Source organism: Nocardioides marinquilinus (assembly GCF_039543705.1).
Classification (GTDB): domain Bacteria; phylum Actinomycetota; class Actinomycetes; order Propionibacteriales; family Nocardioidaceae; genus Nocardioides; species Nocardioides marinquilinus.
The window spans coordinates 550,796-575,773 of record NZ_BAABKG010000001.1 but is presented as its reverse complement, the minus strand read 5'-3'; the positions used below and the strand labels follow the sequence as shown (position 1 = coordinate 575,773).

Sequence of the window (24,978 nt, the reverse complement as noted above, 5' to 3'; positions counted from 1 at the left end):
CAGGCGCCTGAACCGTGCGATCGCTCGCTTCGTGCCACCCGACGGCCGGATCGGGCGCCTGAACCGTGCGATCGCTCGCTTCGTGCCACCCGACGGCCGGATCGGGCGCCTGAACCGTGCGATCGCTCGGTTCGTGCCACCCGACGGCCGGATGACAGACTCGCGCCGTGCGCGCGCTCTCCCTCCTGCTCGTCGGTGGGCTCGTCGTGCTCGCGGGGTGCAACACCGACTACGAGCAGGACGACGTGGTGCCCGACGCCGAGACGGTGCGGCCGGGGGTGGCGGCGCTGTACGCCGGCCTCGACCCGACGCCCGCCGAGCTCGCCGAGGGCGAGTGCTTCGCGGACGCGCTGCTCGACCGCCTGACCCCGGAGGACCTCGTGGTCGCCGGCGTGCTCACTGACGACGGCGACCCCGCCGCGGCGGTGCCGATGCTCGACCGCGACACGGCCGCGGTGTGGGTCGACGTGCAGGCCGGCTGCGCCGAGTACGCCCAGGTCGCCGGCCGCGCCGCCGCCGAGCTCGACCCCGACGTCGACCCCGACGTCTACGCCCGCTGCCTCGACGAGGCGGTCAGCGCCGACGACCAGCGCACCGCCCTGGTCACCACGCTCAGCGGTGGCGTCGACACCCCGATCGTCGCCGAGCTGACCGCCGCGCAGGCCGCCTGCGCCCAGGAGGCGGGCGGGGCGAGCGCCGACCCCGCCGTCGAGCCCACCGACGAGGCCTCGGCGCAGGTGCGCGCCGGGCTCGTCGACCTCTACCTGAACGACACGCGCTCGTTGCAGCGCGTCACCGAGGGCGAGTGCTTCGTCGACGCCTTCCTCCAGCGCCGCTCGGTGCCGCAGCTGGTGCTCGCGGAGGTCATCGACGAGACCGGCCGCGTCGTCCCCGACCTGCCGCGGCTCGACCTCGAGACCGCCCGCGCCTGGGTCGACGCCGAGACCGCCTGCGTCGCTCCGCTCGACGCGCTCACCCGCGAGCTGCGCGCCGACGCCGAGCCGGGCGACCGGCCCGCCCGCACCGCGCTGCGCCAGTGCCTCTCGACCACCCTGGACGCCGACCAGGTGCGGGCCGCACTCGTGCAGCGGCTCACGCAGGGCTCGGGCAGCGCCGAGGCCGCCGCGCTCGCCCGGGCTCAGCAGGACTGCGTCGACGCGGCGCGGCCGACGGGCTGAGCCCGCCGGCCGGGCCTCGTCGTCTATCTCAGTCCGAGGTCACTGGTTCTGCGGGAACCCCAGGTTGAGCCCGCCGTGGCTCGGGTCGAGCCACCGCGCCGTCACGGCCTTCTCGCGCGTGAAGAAGTCGATGCCGGAGGGGCCGTAGGCCTTGGCGTCGCCGAACAGCGAGGCCTTCCAGCCGCCGAAGGAGTGGTAGGCCACCGGCACCGGGATCGGCACGTTGATGCCGACCATGCCGACCTCAACCTCGCGCTGGAAGCGCCGGGCGGCGCCGCCGTCGTTGGTGAAGATCGCGGTGCCGTTGCCCCACGGGCTGCCGTTGATCAGCTCGAGGCCCTCCTCGTAGGTCGCCACGCGCACCACCGAGAGCACCGGCCCGAAGATCTCGTCGCGGTAGACCGTCGAGCTCGTGGGCACCTTGTCAACCAGCGACGGGCCGAGCCAGAAGCCGTCGGCCGCGCCGTCGGGCTCGACACCGCGCCCGTCGACCACCACGGCCGCGCCGTCGTCGTTCGCCACGTCGAGGTAGCCGGCCACCTTGTCGCGGTGCTCGCGGGTGATCAGCGGCCCCATGTCGGCCGCCCCGCGGCCGTCGCCGGTGACCAGCTTGCCCATGCGGTCGCGCACCTTCTCGACCAGCTCGTCGCCGACGGGGTCGACGGCGAGCACCACCGAGATGGCCATGCAGCGCTCGCCGGCCGAGCCGAACCCGGCGTTGACCGCGGCGTCGGCGGCGAGGTCGAGGTCGGCGTCCGGCAGCACCAGCATGTGGTTCTTGGCGCCGCCGAGGGCCTGCACCCGCTTGCCGTGCGCGGTGGCGGTCTCGTAGACGTACTGCGCGATCGGGGTCGAGCCGACGAAGCTGATCGAGGCGACGTCGGGGTGCACGAGCAGCGCGTCGACGGCCTCCTTGTCACCGTGGACGACGTTGAAGACGCCCGGCGGCAGCCCGCACTCGGTGAGCACCTCGGCCATCCAGTTGGCCACCGAGGGGTCCTTCTCCGACGGCTTGAGCACGACGCAGTTGCCGGCGGCGATGGCCAGCGGGAAGAACCACAGCGGCACCATGGCCGGGAAGTTGAACGGGCTGATGATGCCGACGACGCCCAGCGGCTCCTTGACCGAGTAGACGTCGACGTCGGTCGAGACGTTGAGGCTGTGGCTGCCCTTGGTCAGGTGCGGCATGGCGCAGGCGAACTCGACGACCTCGAGGCCGCGCGCCACCTCGCCGGCGGCGTCGCCGAGCACCTTGCCGTGCTCGGAGGTGAGGATGGCGGCCAGCTCGTCGCGGCGCGAGTGCAGCTGCTCGCGGAAGGCGAACATCACCGTCTGCCGCTTGGCGATCGAGGCGTTGCGCCAGCCCGTCGGACCGCCGAAGGCGTCCTTGGCGGCCGCCACCGCGGCGTCGACGTCACCCTTGCCCGCGTAGCGCACGTGCTTGGTGACCTCGCCCAGCGCCGGGTCGTAGACCGGGCCGGTGCGCTCGGAGTCGCCCGACGCGGCGGCGCCGGCGATCCAGTGGTCGAGCACCGGCAGGTCGGTGCGGTCGTCGGGGCGGGTGTCGGCGGTCATGCGATCTCCTTGTCCAGCATGGTGAGCACCTCGTCGTAGATCGGCAGCGCCTGGGCCACCTCGTCGTCGGTGACCACGCAGGGCGGCACGACGTGGATGCGGTTGTCGACGGTGAACGGGATCAGGCCCCGCCTGACGCACTCGCCCTTGGCCTTGGCGACCAACGGCGGCGGCAGCGGCGCCCGGGTGGCGGGGTCGGCGACGAGCTCGAGCGCCCAGAAGACGCCGGTGCCGCGCACCTCGCCGACGACCGGGTGGCGCGCCGCGAGGTCGGCGAGCGCCGGGGCGAGGACGTCGGCGCCGATGCGTCGCGCGTTCTCGACGATGCCCTCGCTCTCCATCGCGTCGATCGAGCCCACGATGGACGCCGCGGCCAGCGGGTGCCCGGAGTAGGTGAGGCCGCCGGGGAAGACGGTCTCGTCGAAGTCGGCCGCGATGGCCTCGTTGATGACGACGCCGCCCACCGGCACGTAGCCGGAGTTCACGCCCTTGGCGAAGGTGATGAGGTCGGGGACGACGTCGTGGGCGTCGAGCGCGAACCACTCGCCGGCGCGGCCGAAGCCGGCCATCACCTCGTCGAGGATGAGCACGATGCCGTGCTCGTCGGCCAGCGCGCGGACGCCGGCGAGGTAGCCCGGCGGCGGCACCATGATCCCGGCGGTGCCGGGGATCGTCTCGAGCAGGATGGCGGCGACGGTGGCGGCGCCCTCGGACTCGACGACGCGGCGCAGGTGGTGCAGCGCGCGCTCGCACTCCTCCTCGGGGGTCGTGGCCCAGAACTCGCTGCGGTAGAGGAACGGGCCGAAGAAGTGCACGTGGCCCGTGGCGTACTCGTTGGGCAGCCGCCGCCAGTCGCCGGTGGCGTTGATCGCCGCGCCGGTGTTGCCGTGGTAGCTGCGGTAGGTCGAGAGCACCTTGCGGCGTCCGGTGTGCAGCCGCGCCATGCGCACGGCGTTCTCGATGGCGTCGGCGCCGCCGTTGGTGAAGAAGACCTTGTCGAGGCCGGCGGGCGCCTTGGCGGTGATGCGCTGCGCGGCCTGGGCGCGCACGAGGCTGCCCGTGGCCGGGCCGATGGTGGCCAGCGTGGCGGCCTGCTCCTGGATGGCGGCCACCACCTTGGGGTGCTGGTGGCCGATGTTGACGTTGACCAGCTGGCAGGAGAAGTCGAGGTACTCGTTGCCGGCGTGGTCCCAGACCTTGGTGCCGAGCCCCCCGGCGATGACGAGCGGGTCGAAGGCCTTCTGCGCCGACCACGAGTGGAAGACGTGGGCCTTGTCGAGCTGCTTGGCGTGCTGGTCGAGATCGGTGTGGACGTCGGTGTCCGTGGTCATCGTCGGTGCTCCTGGTCGTGTCGGGCTGGGGGTGGTGGTTTCGAGGCTCGCACCGCAACCACCGTCACATGACGGTGGTTGAGGTGCGAAGGCCGCTAGGCCTGAGCCTCGAAACCTCCGGTGCGGACGCTCAGTTGCCGCCCTCGTTGAGGGTGACCTCGACGGGCTCGTAGTCGGCGCCGTCGACGTCGACCCCCTCGTCGCGCAGCTCGTCGAGCGCCTGCTCGACGTACTCGTTGGAGTAGGCGGTCTCGGGCGGGTCGTCGGTGATGATGGTCGCGCCGGTCTCGTTCTGGGTGCTCTTCGCGATCTCGACCGTCTGCGCCCAGGCCCCGTCGTCGATGACGCCGATGCCGTTGGTGGAGGGCCAGATCAGCTTGTTGACCTCGTTGGTCATCCACAGCTGGTGGCTCTGACCGAGGGTCGAGCCGGCCGCGGTGACGATCGAGGCGGCCTCCTCCGGGTTGTCGCGGGCGTAGACCCAGCCCTTGATCGAGGCCTTGATGAACGCGACCGTCTGGTCGGCGTACTCCTGGTCCTCGAGCCGGTCGGTGCTGGCCCAGATGGCGTCCTGCAGCATCGCGGTGCCGACGTCGTTCCAGTCGATGACGTTCAGGTCGTCGGGCGAGTAGAGCTCACCGGTGTCGGGGTTGACCGTCTCGAGCACCTGCGCGTACTCGTTGTAGGTCATCGCCTGCGCCGCGTCGATGTCGCCGGCCAGGAAGGCGTTCATGTCGAAGGCCTGCTGCACCAGGTTGATGTCGTCGACGCCGACGCCGTTCTGCTGCATGCCGGCGAACAGCTCCCACTCGTTGCCGAAGCCCCAGCTGCCGACGTTCTTGTCGGCGAGGTCGGCCGGGCCGGTGATGCCGGCGTCCTTGAACGAGATCTGGGTGGTGGCCGAGCGCTCGAAGATCTGCGCGACGTCGGTGATCGCGGCGCCCTGCTCGATCGAGCCGAGCACCTTCGGCACCCAGGCGATCGCGTAGTCGGCGTCGCCGGCGGTCAGCACGTCCTGGGGGACGATGTCGGGTCCGGCCTCGAGGATCTCGACGTCGAGCCCCTCGTCCTCGTAGTAGCCCTGGTCGAGCGCGGCGTAGTAGCCCGCGAACTGGCCCTGGGCCACCCACTGCAGCTGCAGCGTGACGGGCGTCAGGTCGCCGGAGGCCGCGTCGCCCCCGCCGCCGCTGCTGCCGCTGTCGTCGTCGCCGTCGTCCCCGCCGCCGCAGCCGGCCAGCGCGAGCACGAGGGAGGCCGCGACGGCGACCACTCTGGTCGTTGCTCTCATGGTGTCTCCTCGGGTGGTGCGTCAGTGATGCGTGATGGTGCGGGTGGTGCGGGGAGCTCTAGGGGGTGGGGTGGTGGCGCGAGAACCACAGCTCGACGAGCAGCGTGACCACGTAGAAGACGAGGCCGAGCACGATCGCGCCGAAGACGTAGGCCCACGCCAGGGGGTAGTTGCTGCTCGAGGCGGCGGTGGTGATCGACTTGCCCAGCCCGCCGCGCGGGCCGCCGAAGTACTCCGCGATCAGCGCCGAGATGACCGCCAGCGACGAGGCGATGCGCAGGCCGGTGAACAGGTAGGGCACCGCGGTGGGCAGCGTGACCGTGCGCGCCACCTGGCTCGGCTTGGCGGCGTAGGCGGTCATCAGGTCGCGCTGCACGGCCGGCACCTGGCGCAGGCCGCGCAACGTGTTGAGGTAGACCGGCACGCTCACCGCGAGCCCGGCCACGATGATCCGGGCGGTCTCGACCGCCGCGCCGAACATCGAGTAGAGCACCGGGGCGAGCGCCACGATCGGCACCACCGAGGCGGCCGCCACCAGCGGCACCGCCATCTGGTCGAGCAGCCTGATCGCGTGCGAGAGCAGCGCTCCGAGAATGCCGACGACGGCGCCCCCGACCAGCCCGAGGAGGGCGTTGCGGCCGGTGGCCTTCGCACCCTCGACGATGAACTCCTGGTTGGTCGTCACCTGCTCCCAGATGACGCTGGGGGCCGGGATGACGAAGGGCTCGATGTCGAGCTGGTCGACGAGCAGCTGCCACAGGCCGATGACCACGACGCCGAAGACGATCGGCGCGACGACGGTGCCGACGCGCAGCTCGCGGATCGGCAACCGCGCCCGGGTGTCGCGAGCGGTGCTCTCGGCGACGGCGCTCACGACCGGCCGCCCTCCTCGGCCCCACCGGCGCGGACGGCGGTGGCGTCGTCGTCGCGGCCGTGCAGCGCCGTGCGCACCCGGTGGACGGAGTGCAGGAAGTCGGGCTGGTCGCGCACGTCGTCCGTGCGCTCGCGCACCGAGCCCGGCACCTCGACGACGTCGACGATGCGGCCGGGCCGGGGTGACATCACCACGACGCGGTCGGAGAGGAAGACGGCCTCGGGGATCGAGTGGGTCACGAAGAGCACAGCGGCCGAGGTCTCGCGGCAGATGCGCACGAGCTCGGTCTGCATGCGCTCGCGGGTGATCTCGTCGAGGGCGCCGAACGGCTCGTCCATCAGCAGCAGGCGGGGTCGCTCGGCGAGCGCGCGGGCGATCGCGACGCGCTGCTGCATGCCGCCGGAGAGCTGGTCGGGGCGGCTCTTGGCGAAGTCGCCGAGGCCGACGAGCTCGAGCAGCTCGGCGACGCGCGCCTTGCGCTCCGACCCGCTCGCCCCGTGCAGCCTCAGCGGCAGCTCGACGTTCGCGGCGACGGTGCGCCAGGGCAGCAGACCGGCCTGCTGGAAGGCGATGCCGTAGTCCTGGTCGAGCCGCGCCTGGCGGGCGGGCTTGCCGAAGACGGTGATGGTGCCCTCGCTGACCGTGTCGAGGTCGGCGACCAGGCGCAGCAGCGTGCTCTTGCCGCAGCCGCTGGGGCCGATGAGCGAGACGAACTCGCCGGCGGCCACGGTGAGGTCGACGTCCGAGAGCGCGTGCACCTGCCTGCGGCCACGGCCGAAGCGCCGTTCGACGCCGCGCGCCTCGATGGCCGCGGGGGTGCCGAACGGCTCGTCGCCGCCGCGCGCGGGCTCCTCGGCACGGTCGGTGCGCCGGGTGCGGTCAGCGTCCGCGGGGCGGTCGGGCTGGTCGCCGGTCTTGGCGAGGTCGGTCATCGGGCGGTCTCCGCGGTTCGGTAGGGGCGCAGCAGCAGGCCGAGCAGGGCGACGACACCGGCGGCCACGAAGCCGACGGCCACGGCGCCGACGATGGGTGCCCAGGGCTTGGCGGGGTCTGAGCTGGCGGTCTGGGCGTACTCGACGATCATGCGTCCGAGGCCGCCGCGCAGGCCGATCGAGACCTCGGCGACCACGGTGCCGATGACGGCGGCCGCGGCCCCGAGCCGCAGGGCGGGCAGCAGGAACGGCACGCTCGCGGGCAGCCGCAGGGTCAGCAGCGTGCGCCACCAGCCGACGCCGTAGGTGTGCATCAGGTCGAGGTGGGTGCGCTGCGGCGACTTGAGGCCGCGCAGCGCCCCGACCGCGACCGGGAAGAAGGCGAGGTAGGCGGCGATGACGGCCACGGAGTGCTCGTCGGTCCAGGTGAAGCCGAGGTCGATGCCGTTGCCCCACCGCTTGACCAGCGGCGCGATGGCGATCAGCGGCACCGTCTGGCTGAGCACCACCCACGGCAGCAGCGCCGACTCGGCCAGCCGGAACCGGCTCATCAGCAGCGCCAGCAGCAGCCCGACCACGACGCCGATCACCCAGCCGCGCGTGGCGATCTCGAGGGTGAAGACGCTGGCGTCGAAGACCGCGCGGGCGGTCGAGGGCGCGTCGGGCACGGGGGACGACGGCTCGCCGAAGCGCTGGTAGACCTCCCAGGTGTGCGGCATCGCGAGGTCGCTCGCGCGCGGCAGCACGAGCGTCCGCTCGCCGAGCTTCCACCCGTCCTCGGGCCCGAAGGCCTTGTAGAGGTCCCAGACCACCAGCGCGAGCGCGACGCCGAGCAGCCCGACGACGACGGCTCGCAGGCGCCCGAGCGCGGCCATCATGCTCGACCCACCCGCGTCAGGCCTTCGCCGTCACGTGCTCTTGCAGGCGGGGGATGATGCTCTCGCCGTACTGGCGCAGCGTCTCCTCCTTGTTGTCGTGCTGGAGGTAGACGGCGAACTGGTCGACGCCGATCTCGCGCAGCTGCTCGAGCTTGGCGACGTGGTCGTCGGGGGTGCCGAGCAGGCAGAACCGGTCGACGATCTCGTCGGGCACGAAGTCGACGTGGTCGTTGTCGGCCTTGCCGTGGGTGTTGTAGTCGTAGCCGGTGCGGCCCTCGATGTAGTCGACGAGCACCTGCGGGAAGTCAGCGTCCTTGCCGTACTTGCCGACGATGTCGGCGATGTGGTTGCCGACCATGCCGCCGAACCAGCGGCACTGGCTGCGCATGTGCTCCATGTCCGAGCCGACGTAGGCGGGGGCGGCCACGCAGAAGGTGAGCGCGTCGGGGTCGCGGCCCGCGTCCGACGCCGCCTCGCGCACCCGCTCGATCATCCAGCGGGCGACGTCGACGTCGGCCAGCTGCAGGATGAAGCCGTCGCCGACCTCGCCGGCGGTCTTGAGCGCCAGCGGACCGTAGGCGGCCACCCACACCTCGAGGGACGACGTCCGCGCCCAGGGGAACTGCAGGGTGGCGCCGTTGTGCTCGACCGGGCGGCAGCTGGCCAGCTCGCGGATGACGTGCGTGGCCTCGCGCACCTCCTTGAGCGTGCTCGGCCGGCCGTTCAGCACCCGGACGGCGGAGTCGCCGCGGCCGATGCCGCACACGGTGCGGTTGCCGAACATCTCGTTGAGCGTGGCGTAGACCGACGCCGTGACGGTCCAGTCACGGGTGGCCGGGTTGGTCACCATCGGACCCACGGTGACCCGCTTGGTCGCGGCCAGGATCGCCGAGTAGATGACGTAGGGCTCCTGCCACAGCAGGTGCGAGTCGAAGGTCCACACGTAGTCGAAGCCGTGCTCCTCGGCCAGCTTGGCCAGGCCCACCGTGCGCCACGCAGGCGGGTTCGTCTGCAGGACGACGCCGAAGTCCATCCGTTGCTCCGTTCAGGTCGCCGAGATGAGGGTCAGGTGAGGTACTGGGTCAGGCCGCGCTTGAGGTACTGGCCGTGGCCGGCCCGACCGTGGAAGCCGTCGTCGTCGACGAGCACGCTGCCGCGGCTGACGACGACGTCGACGTGGCCGTCGATCTCGAAGCCCTCCCACGCCGAGTGGTCCATGGCCGAGTGGTGGGTCTTCTCGTAGCCGATGGAGGTGTGCCCGTTCGGGTCGTAGACGACGAGGTCGGCGTCGGCCCCGGGCGCGATGACGCCCTTGCGGCCGTGCAGGCCGAACATCCGCGCCGGCGTCGTCGAGGTGATCTCGACCCAGCGCTCGAGGCTGATCTGGCCGGTCACCACGCCCTGGTAGAGCAGGTCCATGCGGTGCTCGATCGAGCCGATGCCGTTGGGGATGGCGCGGAAGTCGCCGCGGCCGAGCTCCTTCTGGTCCTTCATGCAGAAGGGGCAGTGGTCGGTGCTCACCATCTGCAGGTCGTTGGTGCGCAGGCCCTGCCACATGGCGTCCTGGTGGCCCTCCTCGCGCGAGCGCAGCGGCGTCGAGCACACCCACTTGGCGCCCTCGAAGTCGCCCCACGTCGGGTCGCCGGTGGCGCCGAGCTGCTCCTCGAGGGAGAGGTAGAGGTACTGCGGGCAGGTCTCGCCGAAGACGTTCTGGCCGCGGTTGCGCGCGGCGGCCAGCTGCTCGACGGCCTGCTTCGCGCTCACGTGGACGACGTACAGCGGCGCCCCGGTGAGGTCGGCCAGCATGATCGCGCGGTGCGTGGCCTCCTCCTCCATCTGCCAGGCGCGGGCGATGCCGTGGAAGTAGGGGGTCGTCTTGCCCTGGTTGTAGAGCTGCTCGGCGAGGACGTCGATGGCCGGGCCGTTCTCGGCGTGCATCATCGTCAGCAGCCCCAGCTCGCGGGCCTTCTGCATGGCCCGCAGGATCTGGTCGTCGGTGGCGTAGAAGACCCCGGGGTAGGCCATGAACATCTTGTACGAGGTGATGCCCTCGTCGACGAGCGTCTCCATCGCCTTGAGCGAGTGCTCGTCGACGCCGCCGACGATCTGGTGGAAGCCGTAGTCGACCGCGCAGTTGCCGCGGGCCTTCTCGTGCCAGGCCGCCAGCCCCTCCTCGACGCGGGTGCCCTGGGTCTGCACGGCGAAGTCGATGATCGACGTCGTCCCGCCCCACGCCGCGGCGATCGTGCCGGTCTCGAAGGTGTCGATCGCCTCGGTGCCGCCGAAGGGCAGCTGCATGTGGGTGTGGGCGTCGATGCCACCCGGGATGACGTACTTGCCGCTCGCGTCGACCACCCGGTCGACGCTGCTCGCGAGGTCGGTGCCGAGCAGGTTCGAGCTCGGGGCGAGGACGGCGACGATGCGCTCGCCGTCGACCAGCACGTCGGCCTCGGTGCGGCCGGTGCTGCTGACGACGGTGCCGCCGGTGACCAGCAGGGTGCTCATCTGTTTCCTCTCGGTTCCTGAGCCTGTCGAAGGGGTCAGGCCTGGGCGATGCGCGTGTAGGAGTCGGGCCGGCGGTCGCGGTAGAACTGCCAGTCGTCGCGCATCTGCTGCACCATGTCGAGGTCGAGGTCGCGCACCAGCAGCTCTTCGCTCTCGCTGCTGCCGCGCTCGCCGACGAAGTTGCCGCGCGGGTCGATGACCTGGCTGGTGCCGTAGAAGTCGACCGCCTCGTCGCCGTACTCGTTGTCCTCGCGGCCGACGCGGTTGGGCTGCAGCACGAAGTAGCCGTTGGCCACCGCGGCGCACGGGCCCTCGACCTCCCACAGGCGGTTCGACAGGCCCGGCTTGGTGGCGTTGGGGTTGAAGACGATGTGGGCGCCGTTCAGGCCCAGCTCGCGCCAGCCCTCGGGGAAGTGTCGGTCGTAGCAGATGTAGGTGCCGACCTTGCCGACCGCGGTGTCGAAGACCGGGTAGCCGAGGTTGCCGGGGCGGAAGTAGAACTTCTCCCAGAACTTCTCCAGGTGCGGCAGGTGGTGCTTGCGGTAGCTGCCGAGCACGGTGCCGTCGGCGTCGACCACCACGGCGGTGTTGTAGTAGACGCCGGTCTGCTCCTCCTCGTAGATCGGCAGCACGTGCACCATGCCGAGCTCTTTGGCGAGGGCGGCGAAGCGCTGCACGATCGGGCCGTCGGCCGGCTCGGCGAAGCGGTAGTACTTCTGGTCCTGGGTGATGCCGAAGTAGGGGCCGTAGAACAGCTCCTGGTAGCAGATCACCTGGGCGCCCTGGGCGGCCGCGTCACGCGAGAACTGCTCGTGCTTGTCGAGCATCGACTCCTTGTCGCCGGTCCAGGTGGTCTGGCTGATGGCGGCCTTCACGATCGTCACTTCGTCCTCCGGCGGCGGTGGTGCGTTCTGTTATCTTCCGGGCTGAACATTTCGCCCGGATGACGGTCGTGTCAAGGACGTCGACGTCGTCGGCGGGGCGAGGGCCCATCATGGCCGCAGTCGGCGGGAGTCGCATGAGAATCGTTCCGTGACGGTCGACCTGACCCGCCTGAGCGACCGGACGCCGCGCGGCATCGCCGGTGCGGTGAGCCGCGCCATCCGCCTCGGCGAGCTCGCCCCGGGCGAGCGGCTGCCCACCGTGCGGGACGTCGCCGCCGGGCTCGGCGTCTCGCCGGCGACGGTCAGCGCGGCGTGGCAGGCGCTGCGGCGCACCGGGCTCGTCGACGCCCGCGGCCGGGCCGGCACCTTCGTGCGCGCGGCCCCGACGCCGTGGCTCAGCCCGCGGGTGCAGCGGCTGGTCGGCGACGACGCGACGGTGGCCGACGACGTCCGGCTCGACCTGTCGCGGGGCATGCCCGACCCCGACCTGCTGCCCGACCTCGGCCCGGCGCTGGGGCGGGTCTCGGCGCGCGCCGGCACGCTGGCCTACCACGACGAGCCGGTGCTGCCGGGGCTGCGCGACGTGCTGGCCGACGGCTGGCGGCACCCCGTCGACGCCGTGACGGTGGTCGACGGCGCCACCGACGGCATCGCCCGGGTGCTCGAGCAGGTGGTCTCCTACGGCGACCGCGTGGTGCTCGAGAGCCCCGGGTTCCCGCCGCTGTTCGACCTCGTGGAGGCCCTCGGCGCCGAGGTCGTGCCGGTCGGGCTCGACGGCGAGGGCGTGCGGCCCGACGCGCTGCGCCGCGCGCTCGAGGCGCGGCCGGTGGCCGTCGTCCTGCAGCCGCGGGCGCACAACCCGGCGGGGGTCTCGCTGAGCGCCGAGCGGGCCGAGGCGCTCGCGCGGGTGCTCGGCCGGCGGCGGGACGACGTCCCGTGGGTCGTCGAGGACGACCACTCCGGCGCCATCTGCACCGCGCCCGAGGTCTCGCTCGCGCCGTGGCTCCCGGCCCGGGTGGTGCAGGTGCGGTCGTACTCGAAGTCGCACGGGCCCGACCTGCGGCTGGCCGCGCTCGGCGGGCCGTCCGGCCTGCTCGACCGCATCGTCGCGCGCCGCATGCTCGGCCCGGCGTGGAGCTCGCGGATGCTGCAGTCGATCCTGCTCGACCTGCTCACCACGCCCGAGTCGGTCGCCGACGTCGACGGCGCCCGCGACGCCTACGCCGCCCGGCAGCAGGCGCTGGCCGGGCACCTCGGCCTGCCCACGCCCGACGGCATCAACCTGTGGCTGCCGGTGCGCGACGAGCGGGCCGCCGTCCTGCACCTGGCCGCCGCCGGCATCCGCGTCGCCACCGGCTCGGCGTTCGTGACGGCCGACGACGCCGCACCCGCGGCCCCCGCCGGCGACCACGTGCGGGTCACCGCCGGGCTCGTGCCCGTCGCCGAGGCCGCCGCGGTGGCCGCCGACCTGGCCCGCGCGGCCCTCGTCGACTGAGCGACCCGGGCGTCGGGGCCCGTGGTCTCGAGGCTCGTCGCCAGGGCTCCTCGCACCTCGACCATCGTCCACGGGCCCGGCGGTGGTCGAGGTGCGAGGCGGCCCGACGGTGGTCGAGGTGCGAGGCCGGCCACGGCCGAGCCTCGAGACCCCGTGACCGACCCCGCACCTCTTACCGCGACGTGACGTTCGGCGAAATCGCCCGCGCACGGCCCCGGCGGGGGCCTACTCTCCCGTTCGTCGTTCTCGGGGCCCTGATCGAACTTCTCCGGAGACCCGCATGAGCAGCATCACCATCCGGTCGGCCACCGGCACGTGGAGTGCCGAGACGCCGCGCGCCTTCGTCGTCGGCCGCGAGCCGTCGTGCGACATCGTCGCCGACGACCAGACCGTCTCCCGTCGTCACGCCGAGATCCGCCCCACCGACCCGACCGGCGAGCAGTGGGAGGTCGTCGACCTCGGCAGCAGCCAGGGAACCTGGGTCGACGGCCGGCGCGTCGACCGCGCGCCGCTCACCGGCACCACCACCGTGCGGTTCGGCCAGGACGGGTCGGGCCTCGAGCTGACGGTCACCGTGACCGGCGCCGCGCCGTCCGCCGCGCACACCGCTGTGGTCGACCGGCCGGCCGCGCCCGCCGGTCCCGGCGGCCCGCTGCTGCCCCCGCCGGGCCTCGACGTCACCCGCGTGCCGCACGCCGCGGGCCCCGGCCCGGGCGGCTACGGCGCCCCGACCGGTCCCGGCCTGCTGGTGCGGCTGCGGTCGGGCGACCGGCACTTCGAGGTCGGGCAGGCGGTGCGCATCGGCCGAGACCCCAGCCTGGAGGTGCACACCGACAACCCGGCCGCCTCACGCCTGCACGCGGTCGTCGAGCCGCGGCCCGACGGCTGGTGGCTCGTCGACCGCTCGACCGCCGGCACGTTCGTCGACGGCGAGCGGGTCTCGACGCTGCGGCTCACCGAGCCCGTCACCGTGCTGCTCGGCCACCCCACCGCGGGCTACGAGCTCGAGCTGGTGCCGGTGGTCGAGGCGGGCGTCGCCACGGCCGGCATCGCCCGGCGCAAGCGCAAGCGGACGCTGGCGATCGTGGGCGCAGCGGCCGCCGTCCTGGTGCTCGTGGGCGGCGGCGTCACGGCCGCGGTCGTGCTCGGCGGCGACGACGGCGACGACTCCGAGCGCGCGTCGGGCGACACGCCCGCGGCGTCCGGTGAGGGCGCCTCGGCCGGGCTGAGCCAGGAGTCGCTCGACCGCGCCAAGGCCGCCACGGTCTTCATCGCCACCTTCGACGCCGAGGGCCAGGTCATCTCGGCCGGCTCCGGCAGCATCATCAGCGAGGACGGCAAGATCCTCACCAACGCCCACGTCGCCGACCCCGGCGTCCCGGGCATGGACGGCCCCGCCGACACCGACTCGCTGCAGATCTACACCACCACGCCCGACGACGACGACGCCAAGGTCGTGCTGAGCTACATCGCCGAGCCGCTGGTCAGCGACGGCTACCTCGACATCACCGTCGCCCAGATCACCGGCGACGCCGAGGGCAACGCCTTCGAGGACGGCGCCATCCCCGACCTGCCCGAGCCGCTGCCCCTGGGCGACAGCGACGCCCTGCGCACCCTCGACCCCATCACCGCGTTCGGCTACCCCGACCTCAGCCGGGCCAACACCGACAGCGCGACCGACCTGCCCAAGCTGACCGTCACCGCGGGCACCGTCTCGGCCTTCAACTCCAGCGAGGTCATCGGCTCCGACCGCGCCGAGATCGACGCCGACATCCGCATCGGCTCGGGCAACTCCGGTGGCCCCTCGATCAACGACGCCGGCGAGATCATCGGGCTCAACACCCGCGTCTATACCGAGAACATCGAGAAGGACGCCCAGGACCAGGGCGACCCGATGGGCGGCATCTTCACCTCCGGCTCGGGCCGCATCGTGCCGGTCAACCTGGCCGACGCCGTCCTCGAGATCGCCGAGCAGGGCGGCGACCGCGACTACGTCTCGCCCTACCTCGAGGCCGCCCCCGACCCGGCCGAGCAGATGGCGGCCGCCACCGTCGAGGCGCACGGCTGGGCGCTCGACGGCGCCGACGCCGGCCAGTGCACGAGCACCTCGACGGCCGACCAGCCGCAGATCCTCAGCGTGGCCCCGGGCGAGGTGATCAACGCCCAGTTCGTGGCCAACGGCCTGGCCGAGGGCACGCCCGTCGCGATCGACTTCTACGTGGCCACGCCCGACCCAGCGGCCGATCCCGAGCTGGTCGACTCGTTGCCCTACACGCTCACCGCCGAGGACGACGGCGCCTGCCTCTTCTTCGCCTTCCTCGCCCCCGAGAACGTCATGGGCGTCAACGCCGTCTTCCGCGTCGGCGACCAGGACGTCGTCCAGAACCCGTTGCAGTTCCAGTGACGCTGACCCGTCAGACATGTCTGACGGGTCAGCGTGCGGGATCGCTCAGGCGGGGAACGACTCGCCGTTCTCGGCCATCTCGCGCAGGCGCGGGGTGGGGGCGAAGCGGTCGCCGTACAGCTTGGCGAGCTCGTCGGCGCGCAGGCAGAAGGCCTGCAGGCCGATCTCGCCGGTGACGGGGTGCTCGTAGCCGGTCATGAACTGGGCCGCGCCGCCGGTCATCGGCGGGAAGCCGATGCCCATGACCGAGCCGATGTTGGCCGCGGCGGCCGAGGTGATCACGCCCTCCTCGAAGCACTTGGCGGTCTCGAGGGCCTCGGCGAACAGCATCCGATCCTTGATGTCAGCCAGCGGGATCTGCTCCTCGGCGGGCGGGAACAGCTCGGTGAGGCCCGACCAGATCGAGCCGCGCTTGCCCGACTCGTCGTAGTCGTAGAAGCCGGCGCCGCGCAGCCGCCCGGCGCGGCCGGCCTCGAGCATCCGGTCGACCACGGCCGAGCCGGGGTGCTCGACGTAGCCGGACCCGGCGGCGTCCCGGGTGGCCTCGGCGATCTTGGCCATGAGCTCGAGGTTGAGCTCGTCGCTGAGCTGCAGCACCGGGGCCGGGTAGCCGGCCTGGCTGGTGGCGCGCTCGATCGAGTAGGGGTGCACGCCCTCGGCGAGCATCGCCATGCCCTCGTTGACCATGAAGCCGATGACGCGCGAGGTGTAGAAGCCGCGGCTGTCGTTGACCACGATCGGCGTCTTCCTGATCTGCTGGACGACGTCGTAGGCCTTGGCCAGCGCGACGTCGGAGGTCTGCTCGCCCTTGATGATCTCGACCAGCGGCATCTTGTCGACGGGGCTGAAGAAGTGCAGGCCGATGAAGTCGGCGGGGCGGTCGACGCCCGCGGCGAGCTCGGTGATCGGCAGGGTGCTCGTGTTGGAGCACAGCAGCGCGTCGGCGTCCACGTGCTGGGCCGCCTCGGCGAAGACCCGGTGCTTCAGCGCGGGGTCCTCGAAGACGGCCTCGATGACCAGGTCGCAGCCGGCGAGGTCGGCGTAGTCGGCGGTGGCCGTGATGCGGCCCAGCAGCTCGGCCTTCTGCTCCTCGGTGGAGCGGCCCCGCGAGATCGCCTTGTCGAGCAGCTTCTCGCTGTAGCCCTTGCCGCGCTCGGCGCTGGCCTGCTCGACGTCCTTCAGGACGACGTCCATGCCGGCGCGGGCGCACACGTAGGCGATGCCGGCGCCCATCATCCCGGCGCCGAGGACGCCGACCTTGGTCGCCTTCCACGGCTCGACGCCCTGCGGGCGCAGCTTGCCGGAGTTGATGGCCTGCAGGTCGAAGAAGAACGCCTGGATCATGTTCTTCGAGCCCTGGTTGACCACGAGGTTGGTCAGGTAGCGGCTCTCGATGCGGCTGGCGGTGTCGAAGTCGCGGCTCGCGCCCTCGACGGCGGCCGAGAGGATGGCGCGCGCGGCCGGGTAGACCGCGCCCTTGGTCTGCTTGCGCAGCAGTGCCGGGAACGCGGGCAGGAACTGCGCCAGCGCCGGCGACTTCGGCGAGCCGCCGGGCATCTTGTAGCCGGGCGCGTCCCACGGGTTCTGGTGGGCGTCGGGGTTGGCCGCGAGCCAGGCCCTCGCGGCCGGCAGCAGCTCGTCGCGGGTGGCGACGACCTCGTCGACCAGCCCCTGCTTCAGCGCCTGCGCGGGCTTGAACTGCTTGCCCTCGAGCAGCACGCTCATCAGGCCGTCCTGCAGGCCGAACTTGCGGACGACGCGGGTCACGCCGCCGCCGCCGGGCAGCAGGCCGAGGCTCACCTCGGGCAGGCCGACGACGGCCTTGGGGTCGTCGACGACGATGCGGTGGTTGGCGACCAGCGCGATCTCGTAGCCGCCGCCGAGCGCGGCGCCGTTGATGGCCGCGACCACCGGCCTCGGCAGCCGCTCAAGGCGTCGCAGCGAGGCCTTGACGCGCTCGGCGAGGGCGAAGACGTCGGCGGCGTCGTCGGGGCCGGCCTGGGTCATGTCGCGCAGGTCGCCGCCGGCGAAGAAGGTCTTCTTGGCGCTGGCGACCACCACGCCGGTGACGTCGTCGACCTCGTTCTCGAGGCGGTCGACGGCGGCCTCCATCGACTCGATGTAGAGCCGGTTCATGGTGTTCGCCGACTGCGTCGGGTCGTCGAGCGTCAGGACGACGACGCCGTCGGCGTCCCTCTCGTAGCGGACGGCGGTCTGGGTCTCGGTCATGCGGGGTTCCGTTCTGTGTGCCTACGTCGGCGGTGCGTTCGCGTGGTCGTTGCGAGGGCTCGACACGCGCGGTCGCGGCTTCGCAAGCTCAGCCGCGCGCGCTGCTCGACCACCAATGACGGTGGGTGAGCTGGTAGGAGGCTCGTTCCTCGCCTCAGACCAGCTCCACCACCGTCGCGATGCCCATGCCGCCACCGACGCAGAGCGTGGCGAGGCCGCGGCGGAGGTCGCGGCGGGCGAGCTCGTCGACGAGCGTGCCGAGGATCATCGCGCCGGTGGCGCCCAGCGGGTGGCCCATGGCGATGGCGCCGCCGTTGACGTTGGTGATCTCGTGGCTGATGTCGAGGTCCTTCATGAACCGCATCGCCACGGCCGCGAAGGCCTCGTTGATCTCGAACAGGTCGATGTCGCCGACCTCGAGGCCGGCCTTGGCCAGCGCCTTGCGGGCGGCCGGCGCGGGGCCGGTGAGCATGATCGTCGGGTCGGCGCCGCTGACGGCCATCGAGACGATGCGCGCCTTCGGCGTCAGGCCGAGGTCGCTGCCGACCTGCTCGTTGCCGATCAGGGTGAGCGCGGCGCCGTCGACGATGCCGGAGGAGTTGCCGGCGTGGTGCACGTGGTCGATGCGCTCGACCCAGTGGTACTTCTCGAGCGCGACGTCGTCGAACCCGGCGTCGGCGCCGATCTGGGCGAAGCTCGGCTTCAGGCCGGCCAAGCCCTCGGGGCTGGTGTCGGGGCGGATCGTCTCGTCGTGGTCGAGCACGACGAGGCCGTTGAGGTCGACGACCGGGACGACGGAGTCGGCGAAGTAGCCGTTGGCCCACGCCTTCGCGGCCCGGTGGTGCGACTCGGCGGCGTAGGCGTCGACGTCCGCGCGCTGGTAGCCCTCGAGCGTGGCGATGAGGTCGGCGCCGATGCCCTGCGGGACGAAGCCGGTGGTGAGGGCGGTGCGGGGGTCCTGCGCCCAGGCGCCGCCGTCGGAGCCCATCGGCACGTTGCTCATCGACTCGACGCCGCCGGCGAGGATGAGGTCCTCCATGCCGCCGCGCACGCGCCCGGCCGCCTGGTTGACCGCCTCGAGGCCCGAGGCGCAGAAGCGGTTGAGCTGCACGCCCGCGACGGTCTCGGGGTAGCCCGCGGCGAGCGCGGCGGTCTTGGCGATGTCGCCGCCCTGCTCGCCGACCGGGGTCACCACGCCGAGGACGACGTCGTCGACCCGGCCGGGGTCGAGGCCGGGGTTGCGCTTGCGCACCTCGTCGAGCAGCCCGACCACCAGGTCGACCGGCTTCACCTCGTGCAGGGAGCCGGTGGCCTTGCCGCGGCCGCGCGGGGTGCGGAGGTGGTCGTAGATGAACGCTTCTGCCATGACCGTCCTTCGGAGTGCCATCAGGATCGTGTGGGATTGTGACACCGATGGTGTCACGATGGTCAAGGAGGTGTGACGTGCCCGACGACAGTGACGACCTGCTCGACCTCGAGCAGCTGTGCGCCCGCACCGGCCTGTCGGTGCGCACGGTGCGCTTCTACACCGCGCGCAACCTGGTGCCGCCGCCGCTGCGGCGCGGCCGCTCGGGCTACTACACCCGCACCCACGTCGCCCGCTTCGAGCTCGTGCAGGAGCTGCAGGAGCACGGCTTCACCCTCGCCGCCATCGAGCGCTACGTCGGCGCGCTGCCCGACGACGCCGAGCCCGAGGACGTCGCGCTCGCGCGCACCATGCTCGCGCCGTGGCAGTCCGACCTACCGGTCGACACCAGCCGCGCCGAGCTCGAGCAGCGCGCGGGCCGCTCGCTCTCGGAGGAGGACGTCGCCACGCTGGTCGCGCTGGGCGTCGTCCGCCGGCGGGGGGCGCGGTTCCTGGTGGCGCGCACGCAGCTCGGGCTGGGGGTGCGGCTGCTCGACCTGGGCTTCCCGCGCGAGGTCGCCGAGGCGGCCCGCGCGGTCTACCTCGAGCACGGCCGGCAGATGGCCGACGAGCTGCGCGAGCTGATCACCGACCGGCTCGCCCCCCGCTACGGACCCGACGAGTCCGAGCGGTTCGGCGAGGTGATGGAGCGGCTCAAGCCCCTCTCGGTCGGCGGTCTGGTCACCGCCTACGAGGCCGCCATCAACCGGGCGGCCCGGGCGGTCAGCGACCGGAGCTGAACGTCGCGGCGCTGTGCGAGCCGGACGCCGACGGGGCGCCGGCACCACGACCGCGACCGCCGCGACGACGCGACGACCCGGCGCCGGCCGGGCGGCTCGACTGCCCGCCCTGGCCCTGGGCCTGACCGCCCTGACGGGACCGTCCGCCGCCCTGGCGGGCCTGGCCGGACTGGCCTGACTGGCCGGACTGGCCGCCGGACTTGCCGCCGCCGGAGCGACGGGGACGCGAGCGACCGCCGCCGCGGGTCGGCTCGGCCGGGCCCTCGACGACGAGGCCGCCCGGCACGTGCACGCGCTCGCCGGGGGCGAGCTCGGCCAGCACCGGGTGGGTGGCGCCGGAGAGGCGGGTGAGCGTCGGCTTGATGCCGGCGGCCCGCGTCATCGAGCGCACGTCGCGCGCCTGGTCGTCGGTCATCAGCGTGACGACGGTGCCGGCGTTGCCGGCCCGGGCCGTGCGGCCCGAGCGGTGCAGGTAGGCCTTGTGCTCGGTGGGCGGGTCGGCGTGGACGACGAGCGCGACGTCGTCCACGTGGATGCCGCGGGCGGCGATGTCGGTGGCGACCAGGGCCGTGGCCTTGCCGCTCTGGAACGCCTCGAGGTTGCGCGTGCGGGCGTTCTGGCTGAGGTTGCCGTGCAGGTCGACCGACGGCACGCCCATCTTGTTCAGCTGACGGGTCAACGCCTTCGCACCGTGCTTGGTGCGGGTGAAGACGACGGTGCGGCCGGGCGCGGAGGCTAGGTCGGCGACGACGGCGACGCGGTGCTCGCGGGCCAGGTGCAGCACGTGGTGGTCCATCAGGCTCACCGGCGCCTGCACCGAGTCGGCCTCGTGCACGACGGGCTTGGACAGGAACCGCTTGACCAGCACGTCGATCGCGTTGTCGAGAGTGGCCGAGAACAGCAGTCGCTGGCCGTCGCGCGGGGTGCGCTCGAGCAGGCGGCGCACGCCGGGCAGGAAGCCGAGGTCGGCCATGTGGTCGGCCTCGTCGAGCACGGTGACCTCGATGTCGGCCAGCGAGCAGTGGCCCTGGCCGATGAGGTCCTCGAGCCGGCCCGGGCAGGCGACGAGCACGTCGACGCCGCGGCGCAGGCCGTTGACCTGCGGGTTCTGGCCCACGCCGCCGAAGACGGTGAGGGACGTCAGGCCGGCGGCGGTGGCGAGCGGGCGCAGCGCCTCGTTGATCTGGCCGACCAGCTCGCGGGTCGGGGCGAGGATCAGGGCGCGCGGCCGGGTCGGGGCCGGACGGCGTCCGCTCGCGGAGAGGCGGGCCACCAGCGGCAGCAGGAAGGCGTAGGTCTTGCCGGAGCCGGTACGGCCCCGGCCGAGCACGTCACGGCCGGCCAGGGAGTCGGGCAGCGTCGCGGCCTGGATGGGCGTGGGGGTGGTGATGCCGCGGGCGGCCAGGACCTCGACGAGGTCGGCGGGCACGCGGAGGTCGGAGAAGGAGGACATGGTGGACACGGAGGTCATGGGACTTCGCTTCGGATCGGGTGTCTCGCCGAAGTAGGACCCGCGCACGGCGGGCGATCACAGCCGGAGCGGCTGGAGACCCTCGAGATTCGAGGACGCCCGGGGCAAGACCGGCCGGGCTGATGACTCAACTGTAGGGGCTGACAGGGTGAACCTGGGCATCGCCACGGCTGCCTACAGTGAGGTGGTGGTCACTGTCCTCGTCACCGGCGCCACCGGCTTCGTCGGCCGGCGGCTCGTCACGACCCTGGCCGAGCGCGGCGACACCGTCCGCGCGATGACCCGTCGTCCGGCCGACTACGAGGGCCCCGGCGACCCGGTCTACGGCGACGTCGACGACCCCGACTCGCTGTCCGAGGCGCTGCACGGCGTCACGGTGGCGGTCTACCTCGTGCACTCGCTCGGCGACGACGACTTCGAGCGCAAGGACGCCGAGGCGGCCCGCGCGTTCGGTCGCGCCGCCGCCGGCTGCGGGGTGCAGCAGATCGTCTACCTCGGCGGGCTCGGAGCCGACGACGACCAGCTCTCGCCGCACCTGCGCTCGCGCCGCGAGGTCGAGGAGTGCCTCGGCGAGGCGGGCGTGCCGGTGACCGTGCTGCGCGCCGCCATCGTGGTCGGCGCCGGCGGCATCTCGTGGGAGATCACCCGGCAGCTGGTCAAGAACCTGCCCGCGATGGTGGTGCCGAAGTGGGTCGCCACCCGCACCCAGCCCATCGCCCTCGACGACGTCGTGGTCTACCTCGCCGGCGTCATCGGCAACGACGAGGCCAAGGACCGGGTCTTCGACATCGGCGGGCCCGACGTGCTCACCTACCTCGACATGATGCGGCAGGCCGCCGCGGAGATGGGACGGCGCGTCCCGCCCATCCTCACGGTGCCGGTGCTGACGCCGTCGCTGTCCTCGCACTGGATCGCCTTCGTCACCGACGTCGACACCACCACCGCCAAGAACCTCATCGACTCGATGTCGACCGAGGTCGTGGTCACCGACGGTGACGCCGTCCGCGCCGTCGTCCCCCACCAGCCGATGACCTACCGCGAGTCGGTGCGCAAGGCGCTTCGCGACGCCGAGGCCGTCGCCTCGTAGTCGGACCCACCCACGCGGAGTCGCCGGGCGGGTCGGGTGGTCTCGAGGCTCGTCGCCAGGGCTCCTCGCACCTCGACCATCGTCGGGGCTGACCTCACGGCCGTTCCCGCGGAGGGCCCCTTCGACGAGCTCAGGGTCCGTGTGCGAGCCCTGGCATCGGAGGGCCGGTGCCTCGCTGCTCGACCACCGGCAGGGTCAGACGCCGAAGATGGCGGGGAGCAGGAAGAGCATCGAGAGCGACCACGTGCAGTGGGTGATGATCGGGGCGAGGATGCCGCCCGACGCGCGCCGCTGCAGGCCGACGATGAAGCCGAGCAGCACGGCCGCGAAGCTGAGCATGATGTTGCCGGTGGCGGCGGTGGCGATCGTGTAGAGCACCGTCGTCCACGCGACCGGGTGGCGGGTGATGGCGGCGTAGGCCGCGCCGCGGAAGAAGAGCTCCTCCGCGATGCCGTTGACGGCCGTGACGACCACGAGCATCCACAGCGTGCCCTCGGTGGCGAAGCCGAGGACGCCGCGCACCTGGTCGGCCAGCCAGGGGATCTCGCGCACGACCAGCGCGCCGGCGACGAACAGGCCGACGAGCGCCGCACCGAGCACGAACGGCTGGATGATCGGCCGCGCCTCGATGTCACCGCGGGCGATGCGGCCGAGGTGGATCGGGCCGGAGGCGAACGCCCCGACGGTCCAGACGGCGGCGAGCACCAGCGACATCGCCACGAACTGCCAACTGCCCTCCTCCAGGCGCAGCAGCACGCCGAGCACGACCGCGCCGAGCAGCGTGAAGGCGACCGTCACCCACTGGCGTCGTCGCAGCGCGTCCGTCGTCTGACGGTGGTCGCGCGGGACCACCTCGCGCAGCGACCGATCGATGAAGTTCCTGACCACGAGAACAGCTCACCCCTCGCACTTCACGGTAGTGGCGAGGGGTGGACCCGTTCGGGGGAGGGTGCCCTCGCTACTTGGTGACGTCCTTGACGGCGTCCTTGACCTTGTCGACGCCCTGCTTCAGCTTGGACTCGGCCTGGTCGTTCTTGCCCTGCTGCTCGAGCTTGTCGTCGCCCGTGAGCTTGCCGGCGCCCTCCTTGACCTTGCCGCGCATCTCCTGGCCCTTGTGCTCTGCCTTGTCATCAGTGCTCATGGCTCCATGTGACCCCAGGCGGCCCCGGGATCCCATCACCCCGACAGGTCGAATCAGGAGAAGGCGAGGACGCCGTCGTCCAGCGTCGCGCGCCGGATGTCGACCTGGTCGACCAGGTAGTTCTGCTTGAGCCGCCACGGCGCCCGGTCGCCCTGCTTGGGCAGGTCGTCGAGCGCGCGCAGGATGTAGCCCGACGCGAGGTCCATGAAGGGCCGCTCCCCCACCTCGGGGTCGCGCTCGGCGACGACGGTGCGGTGGCCGTGGCGGTCCATGTGGCGCAGCAGCCGGACGACGTAGTCGCCGACCAGGTCGGACTTCAGCGTCCACGACGCGTTGGTGTAGCCGATGGTGAAGACGAAGTTCGGCACGCCGCTGACCATCAACCCGCGGTAGGTCATGGTCGCGGGCGGGTCGAGCGGCACGCCGTCGACGGTGACCGCGATGCCGCCGAACAGCTTCAGCCTCAGCCCGGTGGCGGTGACGATGATGTCGGCCTCGAGCTCCTCGCCCGAACCGGTGCGGACGCCGGTGGGGGTGAAACTCTCGATCGTGTCGGTGACCACCGACGCACGGCCCGAGCGCAGCGCCTTGAACAGGTCGCCGTTCGGGACGACGCACAGCCGCTGGTCCCACGGGTCGTAGGGCGGCTGGAAGTGCTCGTCGTAGGCCACGCCCTCGGGCAGCTGCCGCTCGGTGAAGCGCCGGATGAGCGACTTGGCCGCCCCCGGGAACCGCTGCGCGAGCTGGTAGTTGCCGATGAGCTTGAGCACGTTGGCCCAGCGGACGGCGGGGTAGCGCACCGCCTCGGGCAGCCGGCGCAGGGCGACGGCGAGCGGGTCGCGGGCGGGCTGCGGGACGATGTAGGTCGGCGTCCGCTGCAGCATCGTGACGTGCTCGGCGGTCTGCGCCATCGACGGCACGAGGGTGACCGCGGTGGCGCCGGAGCCGATGACGACGACGCGCTTGCCGGCGTGGTCGAGGTCGTGGGGCCAGTGCTGCGGGTGCACGATCTCGCCCTCGAACGACTCCTCGCCGGGGAAGTCCGGGCGGTGCCCCTGGTCGTAGTCGTAGTAGCCGGTGCAGCCCCACAGCAGGTCGCAGGTGCGGGTGATCTCGGCGCCGTCGTGGTCGGCGGTGACCGTCCACCGGGCGGCGGCGGAGTCCCACGCGGCGCCCGTGACGCGGTAGCGGTAGCGGATGAGCTTGTCGACGCCGCGCTCCTCGGCCACGGTGCGCAGGTAGTCGAGGATCAGCTCGCCGTCGGCCAGCGCGGTGTCGCTCGGCCACGGGCGCCACCTGTAGCCGAAGGTGAACATGTCGGAGTCCGAGCGCACGCCCGGGTAGCGGAACAGGTCCCACGTGCCGCCGCTCGCCTCGCGCGCCTCGAGGATCGCGACCGAGCGGTCGGGGTGGGCCTCGCCGAGCTGGCAGGCGGCGCCGATGCCGGACAGGCCGGCACCGATCACGATGACGTCGAGGTGCTCGGGGGTCTGCTCGGGCGCGGCCATGCCCCTACGATAGACGCCTTATTGACACTCGTTCAACAAGGTCGTGACCGACC

Annotated in this window: 20 protein-coding genes; 5 read left to right on the top strand and 15 right to left on the bottom strand. The window is 72.4% G+C overall.

The annotated features are described in order from the left end of the window. Positions 1–167: 167 nt before the first annotated feature. Positions 168–1,178, top strand: a complete 1,011-nt coding sequence (locus ABEA04_RS02685) for a hypothetical protein (RefSeq protein WP_345454268.1) — start codon at positions 168–170, stop codon at positions 1,176–1,178. 39 nt (positions 1,179–1,217) lie between these two features. Here ABEA04_RS02685 and ABEA04_RS02680 read toward each other — a convergent pair whose 3' ends face one another. The 9 genes from ABEA04_RS02680 to ABEA04_RS02640 form a co-directional block, all read right to left on the bottom strand. Beyond that, positions 1,218–2,753 (bottom strand): CoA-acylating methylmalonate-semialdehyde dehydrogenase, encoded by a 1,536-nt coding sequence (locus tag ABEA04_RS02680; RefSeq protein WP_345454266.1) that lies wholly within the window; start codon positions 2,751–2,753, stop codon positions 1,218–1,220. Beyond that, the gene (locus tag ABEA04_RS02675) at positions 2,750–4,084 is read right to left on the bottom strand and encodes an aspartate aminotransferase family protein (protein WP_345454264.1); all 1,335 of its coding nucleotides are present in this window, start codon (positions 4,082–4,084) and stop codon (positions 2,750–2,752) included. The genes ABEA04_RS02680 and ABEA04_RS02675 overlap by 4 nt, the downstream gene beginning before the upstream one ends. Positions 4,085–4,214: 130 nt before the next feature. Further along, positions 4,215–5,372, bottom strand: a complete 1,158-nt coding sequence (locus tag ABEA04_RS02670; protein ID WP_345454262.1) for an ABC transporter substrate-binding protein — start codon at positions 5,370–5,372, stop codon at positions 4,215–4,217. A gap of 58 nt (positions 5,373–5,430) precedes the next feature. Beyond that, on the bottom strand, positions 5,431–6,246 hold the full coding sequence (locus tag ABEA04_RS02665; protein ID WP_345454260.1) for an ABC transporter permease: 816 nt from the start codon (positions 6,244–6,246) through the stop codon (positions 5,431–5,433). Next, positions 6,243–7,178: an ABC transporter ATP-binding protein gene (locus ABEA04_RS02660; RefSeq protein WP_345454258.1), complete on the bottom strand. Its 936-nt coding sequence runs from the start codon at positions 7,176–7,178 to the stop codon at positions 6,243–6,245. Before ABEA04_RS02660 ends, ABEA04_RS02665 begins: the two co-directional genes overlap by 4 nt. Continuing rightward, entirely contained in the window at positions 7,175–8,056 is an 882-nt protein-coding gene (locus tag ABEA04_RS02655; protein ID WP_345454256.1) for an ABC transporter permease, read from the bottom strand. The genes ABEA04_RS02660 and ABEA04_RS02655 overlap by 4 nt, the downstream gene beginning before the upstream one ends. 16 nt (positions 8,057–8,072) lie before the next feature. Beyond that, positions 8,073–9,089 carry a TIGR03842 family LLM class F420-dependent oxidoreductase gene (locus ABEA04_RS02650; RefSeq protein ID WP_345454254.1) on the bottom strand — a complete coding sequence of 339 codons (1,017 nt, stop codon included), beginning with the start codon at positions 9,087–9,089 and terminating at the stop codon, positions 8,073–8,075. Positions 9,090–9,121: 32 nt separating this feature from the next. Continuing rightward, positions 9,122–10,561, bottom strand: a complete 1,440-nt coding sequence (gene hydA / locus ABEA04_RS02645) for a dihydropyrimidinase (RefSeq protein ID WP_345454252.1) — start codon at positions 10,559–10,561, stop codon at positions 9,122–9,124. A 35-nt stretch (positions 10,562–10,596) separates the two neighbouring features. Further along, a complete protein-coding gene (locus tag ABEA04_RS02640; protein WP_345454250.1) occupies positions 10,597–11,445 on the bottom strand; it encodes a nitrilase-related carbon-nitrogen hydrolase in 849 nt (282 codons plus the stop codon). A 148-nt stretch (positions 11,446–11,593) separates the two neighbouring features. On the opposite strand from ABEA04_RS02640, the gene ABEA04_RS02635 reads away from it, so the two are divergent. Together ABEA04_RS02635 and ABEA04_RS02630 are read left to right on the top strand one after the other, a co-directional pair. Beyond that, positions 11,594–12,940, top strand: a complete 1,347-nt coding sequence (locus tag ABEA04_RS02635) for an aminotransferase-like domain-containing protein (protein WP_345454248.1) — start codon at positions 11,594–11,596, stop codon at positions 12,938–12,940. Positions 12,941–13,220: 280 nt separating this feature from the next. After that, positions 13,221–15,344, top strand: coding sequence for an FHA domain-containing protein (locus tag ABEA04_RS02630; RefSeq protein WP_345454246.1), 2,124 nt, complete (start codon positions 13,221–13,223; stop codon positions 15,342–15,344). Positions 15,345–15,389: 45 nt separating this feature from the next. Here the strand turns inward: ABEA04_RS02630 and ABEA04_RS02625 are convergent, their stop codons facing one another. Then, positions 15,390–17,573 (bottom strand): 3-hydroxyacyl-CoA dehydrogenase NAD-binding domain-containing protein, encoded by a 2,184-nt coding sequence (locus ABEA04_RS02625; RefSeq protein ID WP_345454244.1) that lies wholly within the window; start codon positions 17,571–17,573, stop codon positions 15,390–15,392. Positions 17,574–17,727: 154 nt separating this feature from the next. Further along, positions 17,728–18,939: an acetyl-CoA C-acetyltransferase gene (locus ABEA04_RS02620; RefSeq protein ID WP_345454242.1), complete on the bottom strand. Its 1,212-nt coding sequence runs from the start codon at positions 18,937–18,939 to the stop codon at positions 17,728–17,730. A gap of 77 nt (positions 18,940–19,016) precedes the next feature. Here ABEA04_RS02620 and ABEA04_RS02615 point away from each other — a divergent pair, with 77 nt between their 5' ends. After that, on the top strand, positions 19,017–19,718 hold the full coding sequence (locus tag ABEA04_RS02615) for a MerR family transcriptional regulator (protein WP_345454240.1): 702 nt from the start codon (positions 19,017–19,019) through the stop codon (positions 19,716–19,718). On the opposite strand, the gene ABEA04_RS02610 is transcribed toward ABEA04_RS02615, so the two are convergent. Continuing rightward, the gene (locus ABEA04_RS02610) at positions 19,702–21,171 is read right to left on the bottom strand and encodes a DEAD/DEAH box helicase (RefSeq protein ID WP_345455614.1); all 1,470 of its coding nucleotides are present in this window, start codon (positions 21,169–21,171) and stop codon (positions 19,702–19,704) included. The two genes, ABEA04_RS02615 and ABEA04_RS02610, sit on opposite strands and share 17 nt — an antisense overlap. A 205-nt stretch (positions 21,172–21,376) precedes the next feature. Here ABEA04_RS02610 and ABEA04_RS02605 point away from each other — a divergent pair, with 205 nt between their 5' ends. Next, positions 21,377–22,276: an NAD(P)H-binding protein gene (locus ABEA04_RS02605; protein WP_345454238.1), complete on the top strand. Its 900-nt coding sequence runs from the start codon at positions 21,377–21,379 to the stop codon at positions 22,274–22,276. Positions 22,277–22,471: 195 nt separating this feature from the next. Here the strand turns inward: ABEA04_RS02605 and ABEA04_RS02600 are convergent, their stop codons facing one another. From ABEA04_RS02600 to ABEA04_RS02590, 3 genes are all read right to left on the bottom strand, one after another. Then, positions 22,472–23,164 (bottom strand): CPBP family intramembrane glutamic endopeptidase, encoded by a 693-nt coding sequence (locus tag ABEA04_RS02600; RefSeq protein WP_345454237.1) that lies wholly within the window; start codon positions 23,162–23,164, stop codon positions 22,472–22,474. A 70-nt stretch (positions 23,165–23,234) separates the two neighbouring features. After that, a complete protein-coding gene (locus tag ABEA04_RS02595; RefSeq protein WP_345454235.1) occupies positions 23,235–23,417 on the bottom strand; it encodes a CsbD family protein in 183 nt (60 codons plus the stop codon). A gap of 53 nt (positions 23,418–23,470) precedes the next feature. Further along, positions 23,471–24,925 (bottom strand): flavin-containing monooxygenase, encoded by a 1,455-nt coding sequence (locus tag ABEA04_RS02590; RefSeq protein ID WP_345454233.1) that lies wholly within the window; start codon positions 24,923–24,925, stop codon positions 23,471–23,473. Positions 24,926–24,978 lie beyond the last annotated feature (53 nt).

Coding starts and splice junctions, on each gene's coding strand:
- ABEA04_RS02650 (WP_345454254.1), bottom strand. CDS start 9,089: ATGGACTTCGGCGTCGTCCTGCAGACGAACCCGCCTGCGTGGCGCACG.
- hydA (WP_345454252.1), bottom strand. CDS start 10,561: ATGAGCACCCTGCTGGTCACCGGCGGCACCGTCGTCAGCAGCACCGGC.
- ABEA04_RS02660 (WP_345454258.1), bottom strand. CDS start 7,178: ATGACCGACCTCGCCAAGACCGGCGACCAGCCCGACCGCCCCGCGGAC.
- ABEA04_RS02620 (WP_345454242.1), bottom strand. CDS start 18,939: ATGGCAGAAGCGTTCATCTACGACCACCTCCGCACCCCGCGCGGCCGC.
- ABEA04_RS02670 (WP_345454262.1), bottom strand. CDS start 5,372: ATGAGAGCAACGACCAGAGTGGTCGCCGTCGCGGCCTCCCTCGTGCTC.
- ABEA04_RS02680 (WP_345454266.1), bottom strand. CDS start 2,753: ATGACCGCCGACACCCGCCCCGACGACCGCACCGACCTGCCGGTGCTC.
- ABEA04_RS02655 (WP_345454256.1), bottom strand. CDS start 8,056: ATGATGGCCGCGCTCGGGCGCCTGCGAGCCGTCGTCGTCGGGCTGCTC.
- ABEA04_RS02625 (WP_345454244.1), bottom strand. CDS start 17,573: ATGACCGAGACCCAGACCGCCGTCCGCTACGAGAGGGACGCCGACGGC.
- ABEA04_RS02610 (WP_345455614.1), bottom strand. CDS start 21,171: ATGTCCTCCTTCTCCGACCTCCGCGTGCCCGCCGACCTCGTCGAGGTC.
- ABEA04_RS02675 (WP_345454264.1), bottom strand. CDS start 4,084: ATGACCACGGACACCGACGTCCACACCGATCTCGACCAGCACGCCAAG.
- ABEA04_RS02595 (WP_345454235.1), bottom strand. CDS start 23,417: ATGAGCACTGATGACAAGGCAGAGCACAAGGGCCAGGAGATGCGCGGC.
- ABEA04_RS02590 (WP_345454233.1), bottom strand. CDS start 24,925: ATGGCCGCGCCCGAGCAGACCCCCGAGCACCTCGACGTCATCGTGATC.
- ABEA04_RS02630 (WP_345454246.1), top strand. CDS start 13,221: ATGAGCAGCATCACCATCCGGTCGGCCACCGGCACGTGGAGTGCCGAG.